We start from the raw sequence: 14,823 nt of genomic DNA, 5'->3' as shown, positions 1-14,823 counted from the left end.
GACGTGGCGCCTCGCAATCATTGAGATAGATCCGAACTTCGTCAGGCGCTCGACCACTCCCTGCGTCGATCGGTGCCAAGAGGAGGCGTGGCTCTGCCGCACGAGACGGGCAAGGGGCAGCGTGGCTCTTTGCTGAAAATTACGGCACGCCCAAATAAGAACCAAACGACGCTTTCCTCTAATTTCTCTAGACGAGTGGCGCGCCCTTCGAGTGGCACGCCGATTACCTCTCTGTGAGGTGCCGTCGAGGGATTTCATGAACGCATCACCACGAGCCCGCACCGTACTGCCTCTCGCTCCTGATCGGCAGGGCGCAGGACTGCACGAACATCAGAATGACGATCTGCTCGTCTGCCGAGACATCGTACTGGAGTTCGGGGCTTTTCGGGCGGTGAATTCATGTTCGTTTTCGGTTCGGCGCGGTTCAATCACCGGTTTGGTCGGCCCAAATGGTGCCGGCAAGTCGACGATGATCAATCTGATCGCCGGGGCGCTGCATCCCAGTAGTGGCAAGATTCACTACGCTGGTGAGGACATCACCGACCTCGCGCCGAACGAACGCTTTCATAGAGGGCTCGTGCGAACCTTTCAGATCCCGCACGAGTTTGCCCACCTGTCGGTCCTCGAGAACCTGATGTTGGTAGCGCCACATCAAGCCGGCGAACAGATGTGGTCGAACTGGTTCTCGCCTGGGCGGGTTCGCATCGACGAAGACGAAATCCGGCGACGCGCCTGGGCGACACTCGGGTTCCTCGAACTCACGCACATCGCCCACGAGCGCGCGGGGCGCATTTCCGGTGGGCAGAAGAAGCTGCTTGAGCTCGGCCGTACCATGATGACCGATGCCCAGCTGGTACTTCTCGACGAACCTGCAGCCGGCGTGAACCGAACACTGCTCCGCAAGCTCGAGTCGCAGATCGAGTATCTCAATCGCGAGAGAAACTACACCTTCCTCCTCATCGAACACGACATGGAGATGATCGAGCGCCTCTGCGATCCGGTCGTCTGTATGACCGAGGGCAGCGTTTTGATCGAGGCCGATTTCAAGACGGTGCGGTCCGATCCGCACGTCCTCGAAGCCTATCTTGGGGAAACGAAGGACGCAGCTCAATGACCGCATTACTTACCATGAGCAGCATCTCCGGCGGCTATGGCGACGCCGACATCCTTCATGACCTGTCGATGGAAGTCGGGGCGCGCGAGATCGTGGCGATCATCGGTCCCAACGGCGCCGGCAAATCCACCGCAATGAAGTCGATCTTCGGCCTCTTGACCATTCGCAGCGGCACCATCGTCGTCGATGGCACCGACATCACCGGATGGGCCCCGAGCCGGATCGTCAGATCGGGCATCTGCTACGTCCCGCAGGTCGCCAACGTCTTCTACGACATGACCGTTCACGAAAATTTCGAGATGGGAGCCTTTCTGCGCAACGGTGACTACTCCGATGCGCTGGAGCGGGTCTACGAGATGTTCCCGGACATGAAGGCCAAGCAGAAGGCGCTGGCCGGCAGCCTCTCGGGTGGGCAGCGCCAGATGGTCGCAATTGGGCGCGCACTCATGCTCGACCCCAAGGTTCTTCTCCTCGATGAGCCGACAGCAGGCCTCTCCCCCAAATACATGGAACAAATATTCCAGACATGTCGCGATATTCGCAACACCGGTGTTGCGTTAGTCCTCGTTGAGCAACACGCAAAGCAAGCTCTACGCTTCGCCGATCGTGGCTATGTCCTGGCTGCTGGAAGAAATAGATGCGACGGAACCGGGGTAGATTTGCTGAACAATAGATTTATCGCGGAAATGTTCTTGGGCGCATAAGGGGGTGACGTGGATATATCGAGCTTTATCAACTTCTTCCTGATCCCTGGGATCATCCTCGGGTCGATCTATGCGCTCGGTGCCATCGGCGTCACGCTCGTGTACGCGATCATGCGTCACGGTCACTTCGCCCACGGAGATCTTGCGACCTTCGGCGCCTTCATGGTGTTGCTGTTCTCCGCGTCATCGGGCCTGTCCCCATATGCCGCATTGCCCATTGCGGCCGTGGCTGCCGGGCTGATGGCGATTGCCATCGACTGGTTGTTCTATACCCATCTGCGCACGCTTCCCAAGATCATCACAACGATATCGTCTCTCGGCGTCGCATTGATGCTTCGCGCGGTGGTGCAGATCTTCTGGGGCGTCAATACCCTCAGCTACGAAACGGGGATCGCGCGGCCCGAAAACTGGTTCGGCCTGCGGATCAAGCCACACGAGGTGGTGACGGTCGTCATGGTGATCGGGCTGGTCGTGGCACTCGAGATCTTCCTGCGCCACAGCAAGTGGGGCAAGGCGATGCGGGCGATGTCCGACAACCCGGATCTGGCCTCGCTCTGCGGAATCGACAACCGAAAGGTGATCGCACTCACTTGGATGCTCGTCGGTGCGCTTTGCGCCGCTTCGGGGTTCTTCCTCGGATTGAACACCCAAGTCAAATCATTGATGGGGTGGAATATTCTGCTCCCGACGTTTGCTGCGGCCATTCTGGGCGGCGTCGGTCGCATCGAGGGGGCCATCCTCGGTGGCCTGATCGTCGGCATCTGCGAGGAGATGTCCGTCCTGGTCATCCGCAGTGAATACAAGGTTCTCAGCGGCTTCGTCATTCTGCTTCTCGCTCTCCTGATCCGTCCGACCGGCCTTTTCCGTGGCAAGGTACTCTGAGAGGAGACAGCCGAGATGAACTTCGTCACACTCCTCAACTATCCTATCTATCTTCTGATCTTCATATCGATCTACGGATGCCTGACCATCGCGCTGAATGTTCAGTGGGGGTATGCCGGGCTGTTCAACGCTGGTGTCGCCGGATTCTTCGCCGTCGGGGCCTACACGTCGGCCATTCTGACGTCACCCGCCGCCGTAGGACGGATCGGCGGCTTCAGCCTCCCCGTTCCGGTGGGCATGCTGGGTGCCATGCTCGCCTGTGTGGTCGCCGCATGGCCGGTCGGCAAAGTGTGCCTGAGGTTCCGTTCGGACTATCTCGCCATCGTGTCGATCGGGGTAGCGGAAGCCATTCGTCTGGTCGTCCGGTCGGAAGAGTGGCTCACCAACGGCAGCCGCGGCATCATCGATATTCCCCGGCCCTTCGGTGATCTTCCCTACGCCCAGTCACAGGTCGCCTTTCTCGGCCTCTCCTGCCTCATCCTCCTAGTGGTCTATTTCCTCGTCGAACGCCAGCTTCGCTCACCCTGGGGGCGAATGATGCGAGCGATCCGAGACAATGAGACGGCGGCCCAGGCGATGGGCAAGGATGTGCCGCGCCGACGCCTCGAGGCCTTCATCCTCGGCTCCGCTCTGATGGGCCTGGCCGGTGCCCTCTACGTCCATCTCACCCGAGTGATCACGCCGGATGCGATCGATCCCATGATCGTGACATTTCTCGTCTGGATCATGGTCATTCTCGGTGGGTCTGGAAACAACCGCGGCGTTCTCGTCGGTGCACTGATCATCTGGGTCATCTGGTCCGCGTCCGAACTGGTGACCGATCAGCTTCCGGCGGACATCGCCCTGAAGGCCAAATACGCGCGGATGTTCCTGGTCGGACTGCTTCTACAGGTCATCTTGCGGCTCAGACCCGAAGGACTGCTCCCGGAACGTGTCGGTACGGCAGGCGGTTCCGGTGATCTCGGACGAACGTCCCCCGAAGCGATCGCTCCGTCGGAAGGGTCGGACGACGTTTGAACTCCAGGCCCGGCGGTCGTTGCCGCCCTTTCGAAGAGAGGAAGACTCTGATGCGTAACACTGTACTCGGAATGGCATCACTCATTGTTGCAGCCGGTGTCGCTGCCACTCCTGCTCAGGCCGATGTCGGTATCGGTTTGGTCGGTGGGATCACCGGCGGCACGGCGGCGCTGGCACCGGAAATGATGAAGTCCTACCAGTTCGCCGTGAAGCAGGTGAACGATCAGGGCGGCATCAAGAACGGCGAAAAACTCATCGGCGTGGTGGCGGACGACGGTTGCAATGCGCAGACCGGCGTCGACGCGGTGACGAAGGTCGTGAACGTCTCCCAGGTCGTGGGGATGGCAGGCCCGTGGTGCTCCGGCGTGGTTCTCGCCGTGGCGAATTCCGTGACGATCCCGGCCGGCGTCGTGCTGATCACGCCTGCCGGAACCTCGCCGCAGATCACGGCGCTGAAGGACAACGATCTCGTCTTCCGGACGGTGCCCTCCGACGAATATCAGGGCCAGGTTCTGGCGCGGACGCTGCTGGCGCGGGGCACCACCAAGGTGGCGCTCTCCTTCATCAACAACGACTACGGCAAGGGCCTCGCCGACGCGTTCCAGAAGGAATTCGTCGCCAAGGGTGGCACCGTCGCCGCCCGCGCTGCCCACGAGGAAAATCGCGCCTCCTATCGCACCGACCTCGCGCAACTCGCCAAGGGCGGCGCCGACACGCTCGTGCTGATCGATTACGGCGACAGCTCCGGTTTGACGGTTCTGCGCGAATCCATCGAAAACGACTTCTTCAAAACCTACGTCGGCGGCGAGGGGATGAAGACGACCGCCACGATCAAGACGATCGGATCGAAGAACCTCGCCAACTTCTATGTCTCCTCGCCGGTCAGCGAGAAGTCGCAGTCGCTTGAGGTCTTCGCCTCCGGCTTCAAGAGCGCTGGTGGTGACCCCAACGCGACCTTCGTGTCGACATCTTATGACGCCGTCTTCCTCCTCGCCCTGGCGATCGAACAGACCGGCGGCGACAAGACCAAGATCTCGGCCGCTCTGCGCAATCTCGTCGACGCTGCCGGTGAATCGATCATGCCGGGCGAATGGGCGAAGGCCAAGGCGCTCATCGCCGCCGGCAAGCCCATTTCCTACAAGGGTGCTTCGGGCACGCTCGCCTTCGATGCGAACGGTGATGTCCCTGGTGCCTATGCCCTGTTCAAAGTGAACGGGGACGACTTTCAGTTCGTCACCGACATGAAGTGAACTCACACGGATGGCGTGCCCGACGAAGGCATGCCATCCGCTTCCCACCTGCCGCGCGACATCACGTTCGCCGCTGTCCATGCACCTCTCCCAAAGCGAGAGAAAGGTAAGTCAATGCCGTTTCCGGTCACGAGAACGATTGCGCCCAAACCCATTCCTTCGGATGTCGGAAACACCTTCGGCGCTTATTTCACCGACCACATGTTCGTCATGGACTACACGGAGGGGCGCGGATGGCACAATCACCGGATCGGTCCCTTCGGGCCGATCCCCGTTCATCCCTCGTGCTCGGCGATCCAATACGGTCAGTCGATCTTCGACGGCTACAAAGCCTACCGGTGCGACGACGGCATCATCCGACTGTTCCGCCCCAAGGCTCATCTGGAGCGCATCAACCGCTCAACGGCGCGTCTGTGCATGCCGGCGATCGAACCCGACACCGTCCTCGATGCCATGGTGCAACTCGTCGGCCTCGACCGCGACTGGGTGCCCCACCAGCCCGGCAAGGCTCTCTATGTTCGCGAGACGATGATCGGAACGGAGGGTTTCATGGCCGTGCGCCCGGCCAAGACCTATACGTTCATGATCTTCTTGTCGCCAGTCGGCAATTACTACGCCGAAGGGGCCGATCCGGTCAAAATTCTGGTTTCGGACAAGCATGTGCGGGCGGCCCGTGGCGGTATAGGCGCCGCGAAGGCTGCCGCGAACTACAGCGCCAGCCTCCTCGCGACAGAAGAGGCCAAGGCGCTCGGCCATACGCAGGTCCTGTGGCTCGATTCCGTCGAGCGGCGCTATCTCGAGGAAGTCGGCACGATGAACGTGATGCTGAAGGTCGGCGATGAAATCGTCACCCCGCCGCTCACCGACTCGATCCTGCCGGGCGTGACGCGCCTCACTGCCCTCCACCTCCTGCGCGAATGGGGGCTGAAGGTCAGCGAGAGGCAGATCGCCATCGATGACGTCTTGGCTGGTATCGAAGACGAATCGATCGAGGAAATCTGGGGGCTCGGGACCGCCGCAGTGGTTTCACCGATCGGCGAACTCACTTATCGCGGCAGGTCACGGGTTGTCGGCGGCGGCAAGATCGGCCCCACGACGGCAAAGCTCTACGATGCGATTACCAAGCTTCACACCCAGGCGGGCAACGATCCCTACGGTTGGCGCGTGGACGTCCTCTGACCCCCTTCCCTGGAGTTTCGACGGGATCGAGTTCTAGGGGCACATCGCGAAGGCTTGCCTGGCCTGTCGGAGCGCTCGCCGCCGATCTCTCCGACATCACGCGCCGCGCTGCTCGTCCGCCGTCCGGAGCTTGCCAACACGAAGGTCCGGCCTCTAGGTCCGGAGAGGGTCCATGAATTCACTCGACGGGACGAATTCTTCTGCCCCGGAAGCGGCCGATGCCACCTCGGCCGTCATGCCGCCGCACCAGATCGCCGTCTTCTGTGCCGCCACCGGCATCATCGTCGCCAACCTCTATTACGCGCAGCCACTCGCCGGCATGATGGCGGCAGACGTCGGGCTGCCGTCGTCGGCAGCGGGTCTGATCGTGACCCTCACGCAGATCGGCTTTGGGTTGGGGCTCGTCTTCCTCGTGCCGTTGGTGGATCTCGTCCGTGCGCGTCTGCTGCTTCCCATGGTGGTGATCGGGGCCGGGCTGGCTCTCGCCGCGATGGCGTTGGCTCAGGCGGCTTGGCAGATCCTGCTCGGCGCCCTGCTCATCGGTCTGTGTTCGACGGCGACGCAGATGTTGGTGCCGATCGCCGCCCGTCTGTCGCCGCCGACGTTGCGTGGGCGGGTCGTCGGCAGGGTCATGGCGGGGCTCCTGTCAGGTATTCTCGCGTCACGGCCGATCGCGGGCATCATCGCGGATTCACTGGGATGGCGTGCGGTGTTCGTCGTCGCAGGGATCATGATGGCGCTGCTCGCGGGAACGCTGCTGTCGGCTCTGCCGAAGCGTCGCGTGGTGACCGACAGCACCTCCTATCGGGAGCTGATCGGCTCCATGGGGCGGCTGTTTCGCAGCAATCGCGTCGTGCGTACGCGGGCCTACCTCCATGCGCCGTTGTTTGCCGCCTTCACCTTGTTCTGGACTGCCGTCCCCCTTCATCTCGGCAACGACCTCGCGCTGACCCCGACCCAGATCGGCTGGTTCACCCTCGCCAGCGCCGCCGGCGCCCTGGCAGCCCCGATCGTCGGACGCCTCGCCGACGCCGGGTGGAGTGGACCGGCGACCCTGGCGGCGATGGGAATGGTTGCAACTGCGTTCGGCCTGGCCGCGGTCGGACGCGGCAGCATTCCGCTGCTGTTACTCGCTGCAACGCTCCTCGATTTCGGTGTGCAGTCGAATCTGGTTCTCGGCCAGCGGGCCATCTTTGTCGCGAGTGGCGAAGCCAGCGGACGTGCCAACGCCGTGTTCATGTCATTGTTCTTCGTCGGTGGCGCAGTCGGATCTGCGATGTCCGGTGGACTGATGACACTCGGTGGTTGGGGGGCGGTCGCCGCCGCCGGTCTCGGTGCAGCGGTGTTCGCGACTGTGATGGCGATCATGGACACGCGACCCCGCGCTCGACCGTGACAGTCCCGGCGGAGGCAAGTGACATTCATGAGGCGAAGCCGCCGCCAACCACGTGAACGAGGGAAAGATGAAGAAGCTCAACGGAAAGACGGCACTGATCACCGGCGCGGCGCGTGGCCTCGGCCTCGAAATAGCTCGTGGGCTGGCGGCGAACGGCGCGCACGTCGTCATCCATGGCCGCAATCAAGACGAACTCGAAGTGGCGAGGCGCGACCTGATCGCAGCAGGCGCAGATGTCTCCATGCTGTTGGTGGATCTCGCCGACGAAATGGGGACCATCGAGGCCTGCAAGGACCTCGTCGCACGGCAGGGCCGGATCGACATCCTCGTCAACAACGCAGGGGCTCGGGATCGCCGCCCCCTCGCCGAGATCGATCGCCAGTCGTTTCGGCGGCTTCTGGAAGTCAATCTCGTCGCCCCTTTCGATCTGGTGCGGCGTCTGACCCCCCATATTCCCGATGGCGGTCGGATCGTGAACATCACCTCGATCGCCGGCCCGATCGCCCGCGCCGGAGACCCCGCCTACACGGCGGCCAAGGGGGGGCTCGATGCTCTGACCCGCGCGCTCGCCGCCGAACTCGGAAGTCGAGGGATCACCGTCAACGCCATCGCCCCAGGCTTTTTCGCGACCGAGGCGAACGGAAAGATGGTCGCCGATCCCACCATCGCAGCACGCCTCGAACAACGCACGTCGCTCGGTCGCTGGGGCAATCCGAGAGAAATCGTCGGCGCCGTCCTCTTTCTCTGCTCGCCGGATGCATCCTATGTCACCGGTACCACGCTGGCCGTCGACGGAGGATACCTCTCACACTTCTGATGCTGGGCCAGAATATCTTCTATGTAAAAGCGCACAGTAACGTATTGCAAGCAGTCGACGGGTTGATATCCGATCTGCAGTAAGACGATATAAAATACAGATTGCGCCGTTACGGCGTTAATTGGAGTTTGATGTTCAAACGCATCCTGCCACGCCGCGATTCCAGGGACACCTTCATGAACCTGATCCTTCGGCGATCGACGTTACCACGATCAGGCGCTCCGAGGCGATGCCGAGCGAGGCCAACCGCACCCTACAGATGGATGCTGCCAGACGCACCGCCGAGATTGAGCAGTTGATGCTGACCGGCATCGGCAATCGCCGCCTGCTGAATGAGCGTCTCGCCGAAGCCATCGCTCTTGCCGATCGTGCTCGCAGCGCTCCTGTCGCAAGAAATGACGCCATCGTGTGCCGTGATGCGCAGACGCTCCGCGCTCTATCGGGTGTCGTGCCGGTCACACGCAGCAGCGGCAAGCAAGACCTCTTTCTTGGTGATGCGCCAAGCCTGCCCGCATCGGCTCCGCATGGCGGTCTGGTGAAACGTTCGACGGCAATCGAATGCCGTAACCAGATGCCGTGTGAGGCTGTCGTCGGCAAGGTGCGACGCTTCCACATTGCGCAGCGCCGCGGCGACGACTGCGATGAGCATGCACCACCAGCAAATAGAGCTGCGTGGCACGCCCAACTCTTGGCCTGACAATGCTTAGGGCTCCGCCCTCGGCGCGCTTCGAGGCGCCTTCCGCCCAGCTTCCTGCGCGTGTGCCACGCTCCGTGCAGCCGGGTCCCCGCGAAGGGCCCCTCCGCTTGCACACCCGCTGCTCGCCGCGAGGCAAGGTTGCAGCGCAGCGCAGCGCTCCAACCCAGCCCCAAAGGAGACAGATCATGTATCATCACCTCGCCACCCGGTTCGGCCGCAATTCGCATCAGATCAGCGGGCGCGAAGCCCTCGACAACGAAGCCCTGTTTCGCCACGTCCCGTCCGTGTTCGCCCGTGAGGCGCATGACAGCCGGTCGGATCGTTATGTCTATGTCCCCACCATCGAGATCGTGGAGGGGTTGCGGCGGGAGGGGTGGTTTCCATTCTTCGCCGTGCAGTCGGTGCCGCGCGACGGCAGTCGCCACGGCCACGCCAAGCATATGCTGCGGCTGCGCCGCGATGACGGGATCGGCAAACCGGAGGCGGCGGAAGTCATCATCGTGAATTCCCACGACGGAACCTCGGCTTATCAGATGTTTGCCGGTGTACTGCGTTTCGTCTGCACCAACAGCATGATCGCGGGCGAACGCTTCGAGGAAGTCCGCGTCCCCCACAAGGGCGGCATTCAGGATCAGATCATCGAAGGCGTCTACACAGTTGCCGAAGACTTCCCGCGCCTGATCGATGCCACCGAGACGATGAAAGACACAAGGCTGTCGCGGGACGAACAGCAGGTGTTCGCCGAGGCGAGCCTTGTTGCCCGTTATGGCGAGGACGAAAGCCCGCTTCGCCCCGACCAGATCATCGCTCCGCGCCGCCGCGAGGATGTCGGCCAAAGCCTGTGGCAGACCTTCAATGTCGTTCAGGAGAACCTGATACGCGGCGGACTGGACGGCCACCGAACCAATGCCGATGGCCGCATCCGTCGCAGCCGGACCCGTCCCATCAACGGCATCGACCAGAATGTCGGTCTCAATCGCGCGCTGTGGACGCTGGCCGAGGGAATGCAGCGGATCAAAGCCGCCTGACCACAAAGCCGTGCAATCGGGTTTCCGGTTGCACGGCTTTCAGCCTTTCCAGTTCCGCACATCACCAATTTTCCGCCGATCCGTGGACCCGGATCGGCGGCGCGGCCGTGCTTGTGCCACGGCCGCCGCTCGCCGGGCTGCCCCCGGCTCGCCAAAGAACGACTACAATGATAGATGTATTTTACAAATATATGATCGTATTGCGCGAACAACATATCTGATATTCATGGCTTCAATAAAAATCTGATGATTCCTACTCTGCTCCTCTTTAGCGCCGACCAACAGGCGCATGAGAGGAAAGGTGACGCCATGCCAAGCACGGATTGGCGCTCGCCGGTCGCTTATGGACATGCCAGGAGCATTCCAGCCGCCGGCTTCGCTTGGGAATATCTTCGCCGCGACGACGACTATCGCCGTGATTTTGAGCAGTTCAGCGCTTTGCCGAAGAGAGACACCGGTATGACCGATGCGTTCTCCCGGCGTTGGGGGGTGCGATTTCCCGGTTGCTCCGGAAACACTGGCCGACGAACATACGCCGTTCTGGATACCGGCGCTGCAACCCGGCACGATCCAGCTCGCGCCGATAGGCACTCCAGACGATATGCCGGCGGACTTGCCGCTGGTCCTGTCGGAGCTTCCCGGTGTTGCGATCCATCCGGCACAGAATGGTGTTCATATCGTCTGGCGGGTGAATGGCGTCGATCATCAGATCTGGCTTGAACTTGCCGTACCGAGCGAACCGACCGGTTTCGTTGCGATCCTGCCGCTCGACGCTTTGTTTCTATTGCGCGCCCAGGCGGCCCGCCGTCTCTGGCGGTCGCTGAACGGTCAGCCGCCGGACGATCCGCTGGGGTCTTTGCCGACGCTCACCCGTGACCGCCACATCCTGACCCTTCGAGCGCTCGACGCCCGTCTGGCCGGGGAAAGCTATCGGACGATCGCCGAGGTACTGCTCGGCTTCCACGGTCGGATCAAGAACGACTGGGAGGTGAGCCCGCTCAAGAACCAGGCCCGCCGCCTCGTCGCCGACGGCCTGTACTACATGCACGGCGGCTACCGCGATCTGCTCCACTATCCGCTCAAGCTGACACGCCGCCGCTGACCGGCGGCGTGTCAGCATTCGCCGGACCGATGGCCATGTCGGGCCGATGTCCTGTCGTATCTTCCCGTCTACCCGCAAGCAAGCTGTGTCGCCATGCACTGCGCGCCGTGATCTTTACTTGAAAGCCCGTCTCTCCAAGATGCTATGCTATATTGCATTTCTATCCATAAATTATCTGGACCAAGGAAATGGATGGGCCGACGATAGAAATAAGAAGTTACGCCGATGCATCACGGCGTCACGATCATGATCACCACCAGATCGTCTTGCCCTTCCGAGGGTGTCTGGAACTCGATTTTGGACACAGCGGCGGGTACGTCGCGACCGGCGTTGGTGCGATCATCCCAGCAGGAGCCGATCATGCTTTTCAGGCGCGGGGAAACAATGCCTTCGTGGTCATGGACCTGCCGGACGAGTATCCCGTGCAGACGGGTATCTTCGGATCGGTAGGGGCGTTCTTTGCGATCGGTGCCGATCTCCAGGGGTTGTTGGATTACGCCACCGTCCGGTCATCGCAGAGCAACCTTCCCACGCATCTTCGCGCCGCCTGGACAAGCTTGATGCTCGATCGGCTCAACGCCACAGCGAGCCATCCCGATTTCGTCGATGTCGCTCTTCGGCGCGCGATTTCCTTCATGAGAGAGAGGCTGGCCGACCCGGTCCGCACGGATGACATCGCTGCGGCCGCCGGCCTCAGTCTGACCAGGCTCCATGCGGCCTTCCGTGACCGTCTGGGATCGACCCCGCATGCGCACCTTTCAGCGCTGCGTCTCGATGCGGCCGAACGCCTGCTGATGACGACCAGCGATCCCATCGCCATTATCGCGCTCCGGACCGGCCATGCGGATCAAAGCGCTCTGACCCGCGCCCTGAAGCGGGAACGCGGAAAGACCCCGGCCGCGATGCGACGGGCAGTGCGGCACGGTAATTCGGCAGACGAAGCCTAAAATTCCGCAGACCGTATCAAGACGGTGCCCGCCGTTTCGGAGTGCCGTGTCGTCTCCATGGAAGCGGAGACGACGATATTGCAGCAGCTACAGCAGAAGCGCACATTTAAAGCCACGGCGATCGGCATCGCCGCCATCCTATTCTGGGCGGGGCTGGCCCTCCTGACGGTGACAGCCCGAGGCATTCCGCCCTTTGAACTTCTTGCCCTCAGTTTCGGTGTCGCCTTCCTTGCCGGCGTGATCGTCTTGGCCGCGCGCGGGCGTCAGGCGTTGGTCCGGCTTCGCCAGCCGCCCGGACCATGGCTGACCGCCTTTGCGGCGATATTTCTATATCATGCACTCTACTTCTATGCACTGACGACGGTCCCTCCCGCAGAGGCCGGTTTGATCGCCTATCTATGGCCTCTCCTCATCGTGCTGTTCGCCGCCGTGGGGCCGGGCGGCGAGCGGCTCCGGCTGAACCACCTCGGCGGTGCTATCCTCGGTCTTCTGGGAACTGCCGTCCTCTTCGTGGACCACCCGCCCGAAACCTTCGTCTCGGGTGCAGCGGCAGGTTATACGGCGGCGTTCGGTTGTGCGGTCATCTGGTCCGGCTACTCGGTCGTCAATCGCCACTTTGCAAACGTGCCGAGCGAAATGCTCATCGGCGTCTGTGGCGCCGTCACCATCGCCGGCCTCGTTGCCCACGGGTTGTTCGAGACAATGGTCTGGCCCGATACCCGGCAGTGGCTTGCCGTGGTCCTACTCGGCATAGGCCCGACGGGGCTTGCCTTCCTCGCCTGGGATCACGCCACCAAGCACGGCAATCTGCTGTTATTGGGTGCGCTCTCCTATCTCGCGCCGCTCCTCTCGACGGCTCTTCTCGTTGCGGCCGGCCAAACGCGGCCGACGGGGTTTCTCGCGCTCGCGGCGCTCTTCATCGTCGGCGGGGCGATCCTGGCAAGCCTGCGATCATCGCGGTGATGAACCCGGCCTTCGTGGTTTTCCGCCCCGATCGTGACGGTCGCGCCAGGATCGGGCCGCAGTCACGGCGACCGTTGCACGACCTGCCGTGCTGACGATCTCAGCCGTTCTTCGCTCGGCCTTCCTGTTGCCGATAACCGGGAGATGTTCAGGCCATTGCCAACGTCCGGTGTGCCGGATTCACGTCCCGTGAATCCGGCACACTGCAAGCCGTCGATCCTCCGCCACGGTTCGCCATGGCCCGCTGTCGCCACCGACAGCCGCCGAACCCGACCCGGAGACCCGACCATGATCGACCCGAAGACGGGGCTGCCGCCCCGATTCCTGCGCACACCCGATGCGGCCCGTTTTCTCGGCATCTCGCTCAGGACGCTGGAGAAACACCGCACCTATGGCACCGGCCCGACCTATCGCAAGATCGGCGGCCGCGTCGTCTACGCGCTCGACGACCTGCAAGCCTGGACGGCCGTCGCTGCCCGCAAATCCACCACCGACAAGAACGCCGACCGCGTCTACCCCGCGCGTCCCTTGACGCCCGCCGAGCGGAGCGCCCGCTGAATGGCGCCCGGCTCGACCCCTGACGCCCCTCGGCGCTCCCGTCGCCTCGCCGGCAGCGAGCGGGCGCGGCTCGACCCCTTCGTCGTCGCCACCGGCGATGCCAGCCCCCGCGACCAGCGCGACCTGATGGAGCGGCCGTTCTTCTCGCTGTCGAAGACGCCACGCACCACGCCCATCCTCTACAAGGCCGCCGACATCGAAGTGCTGGTGCTCGGAATGCCCGAGCACGGCATGGCGACCATCTGGGACGCCGACGTGCTGATCTGGGCGGCGAGCCAGATCGTCGAGGCCGAAAACCGTGGCATGAAGACCTCGCGCTTCTTCCGCTTCACGCCGTACCAGCTCCTGCGCGGCATCGGCCGCGACACCGGCAATCGGCAATACCTGTTGCTGAAGGCGTCGCTCGCCCGCCTGCAATCGACCGTCATCGCCACCACCATCCGCAACGGCATCCACTGGCGACGTCGGCAATTCTCCTGGATCAACGAATGGGAGGAAATGACCACGCGCGACGGCCGCGTCGAGGGCATGGAGTTCGTCCTGCCCGAATGGTTCTACAACGGTGTCGTAGACCGTTCTCTGGTCTTGACCATCGACCCGGACTATTTCCGACTGACCGGCGGCATCGAGCGCTGGCTCTACCGCGTCGCCCGCAAGCACGCCGGACATCAGCCGCATGGCTGGCTGTTCGAGGTCGCCCATCTCCACGAAAAGTCCGGCAGTCTGGCGCGGCCGTCTGACTTCGCACTCGACCTGCGCCGCATCGCCGCCCGTCAGCCGCTGCCCGGATACCGGGTGTCGATCGAGCCCGATGGACGGCGCGAATGGCTCAGAATCCTACCCACCGAACAATTCACAGTGCCTGTGGACAAGGGTGTGAATCCTATCGGTACATCAGGCGCAAAGGGTATCGGTACATCAGGCGCAGCCCTATCGGTACATCAGGCGCACGGACCGCAGTTAAATCTCTGGCCTGAAAAGCGGAATCCGACTGCTAACTTAGAGTCTAACAAAGAATCTAACTCTTTTTCTTTGCGGCGCGCGGGCGCGACCCATGGTGCCGGTGCCGTCGATGGGTGTCGGTTTCCCCAAAAACGTGGACGGGGGCCGATAAATGATTAAACGGCTCCTTAAATCGTGGACTGGTGTCCCTTTAATCGTTGAACGGA

16 protein-coding genes are annotated in these 14,823 nt (G+C 62.4%); all 16 read left to right on the top strand.

The genetic code is table 11. From position 1 onward, the window contains the following. The first annotated feature begins 343 nt into the window (after positions 1-343). A complete protein-coding gene (locus J3R73_RS16420; RefSeq protein WP_307437419.1) occupies positions 344-1,114 on the top strand; it encodes an ABC transporter ATP-binding protein in 771 nt (256 codons plus the stop codon). Next, positions 1,111-1,818: an ABC transporter ATP-binding protein gene (locus tag J3R73_RS16415; protein WP_213335584.1), complete on the top strand. Its 708-nt coding sequence runs from the start codon at positions 1,111-1,113 to the stop codon at positions 1,816-1,818. Before J3R73_RS16420 ends, J3R73_RS16415 begins: the two co-directional genes overlap by 4 nt. Positions 1,819-1,827: 9 nt before the next feature. Beyond that, on the top strand, positions 1,828-2,700 hold the full coding sequence (locus tag J3R73_RS16410) for a branched-chain amino acid ABC transporter permease (RefSeq protein WP_213335586.1): 873 nt from the start codon (positions 1,828-1,830) through the stop codon (positions 2,698-2,700). 15 nt (positions 2,701-2,715) lie between these two features. After that, a complete protein-coding gene (locus tag J3R73_RS16405; protein WP_213335588.1) occupies positions 2,716-3,717 on the top strand; it encodes a branched-chain amino acid ABC transporter permease in 1,002 nt (333 codons plus the stop codon). Further along, positions 3,714-4,967, top strand: coding sequence for an ABC transporter substrate-binding protein (locus J3R73_RS16400; protein ID WP_307428933.1), 1,254 nt, complete (start codon positions 3,714-3,716; stop codon positions 4,965-4,967). The genes J3R73_RS16405 and J3R73_RS16400 overlap by 4 nt, the downstream gene beginning before the upstream one ends. 114 nt (positions 4,968-5,081) lie before the next feature. Continuing rightward, positions 5,082-6,146 (top strand): branched-chain amino acid aminotransferase, encoded by a 1,065-nt coding sequence (locus tag J3R73_RS16395; protein WP_213335593.1) that lies wholly within the window; start codon positions 5,082-5,084, stop codon positions 6,144-6,146. 172 nt (positions 6,147-6,318) lie between these two features. Then, entirely contained in the window at positions 6,319-7,542 is a 1,224-nt protein-coding gene (locus J3R73_RS16390) for an MFS transporter (RefSeq protein WP_213335596.1), read from the top strand. 67 nt (positions 7,543-7,609) lie between these two features. Continuing rightward, complete coding sequence (locus tag J3R73_RS16385) at positions 7,610-8,359, top strand: SDR family oxidoreductase (RefSeq protein WP_213335599.1); 750 nt, start codon at positions 7,610-7,612, stop codon at positions 8,357-8,359. Between the two features lie 121 nt (positions 8,360-8,480). After that, positions 8,481-9,056 carry a hypothetical protein gene (locus tag J3R73_RS16380; RefSeq protein WP_213335601.1) on the top strand — a complete coding sequence of 192 codons (576 nt, stop codon included), beginning with the start codon at positions 8,481-8,483 and terminating at the stop codon, positions 9,054-9,056. Between the two features lie 185 nt (positions 9,057-9,241). Next, positions 9,242-10,084: a DUF932 domain-containing protein gene (locus tag J3R73_RS16375; protein ID WP_213335603.1), complete on the top strand. Its 843-nt coding sequence runs from the start codon at positions 9,242-9,244 to the stop codon at positions 10,082-10,084. A 246-nt stretch (positions 10,085-10,330) separates the two neighbouring features. Then, positions 10,331-10,804, top strand: a complete 474-nt coding sequence (locus J3R73_RS16370; RefSeq protein ID WP_307428924.1) for a transcriptional regulator domain-containing protein — start codon at positions 10,331-10,333, stop codon at positions 10,802-10,804. Beyond that, the gene (locus J3R73_RS16365) at positions 10,686-11,186 is read left to right on the top strand and encodes a DUF2285 domain-containing protein (protein ID WP_213335619.1); all 501 of its coding nucleotides are present in this window, start codon (positions 10,686-10,688) and stop codon (positions 11,184-11,186) included. Before J3R73_RS16370 ends, J3R73_RS16365 begins: the two co-directional genes overlap by 119 nt. Positions 11,187-11,374: 188 nt before the next feature. Next, a complete protein-coding gene (locus J3R73_RS16360; RefSeq protein ID WP_213335605.1) occupies positions 11,375-12,133 on the top strand; it encodes an AraC family transcriptional regulator in 759 nt (252 codons plus the stop codon). Positions 12,134-12,190: 57 nt separating this feature from the next. Continuing rightward, positions 12,191-13,096: an aromatic amino acid exporter YddG gene (gene yddG, locus J3R73_RS16355; RefSeq protein ID WP_307428921.1), complete on the top strand. Its 906-nt coding sequence runs from the start codon at positions 12,191-12,193 to the stop codon at positions 13,094-13,096. Positions 13,097-13,384: 288 nt separating this feature from the next. After that, a complete protein-coding gene (locus tag J3R73_RS16350) occupies positions 13,385-13,654 on the top strand; it encodes a helix-turn-helix transcriptional regulator (RefSeq protein ID WP_307428918.1) in 270 nt (89 codons plus the stop codon). Continuing rightward, a complete protein-coding gene (locus J3R73_RS16345; RefSeq protein WP_307428914.1) occupies positions 13,655-14,776 on the top strand; it encodes a replication initiator protein A in 1,122 nt (373 codons plus the stop codon). The last annotated feature ends 47 nt before the right edge of the window (positions 14,777-14,823 follow it).

It is taken from the genome of Labrys monachus, from assembly GCF_030814655.1.
In the GTDB taxonomy this organism is placed as follows: Bacteria; Pseudomonadota; Alphaproteobacteria; order Rhizobiales; family Labraceae; genus Labrys; species Labrys monacha.
Note: the sequence above shows the minus strand (reverse complement) of the source record. Positions and strands in the feature narration are given on the sequence as shown.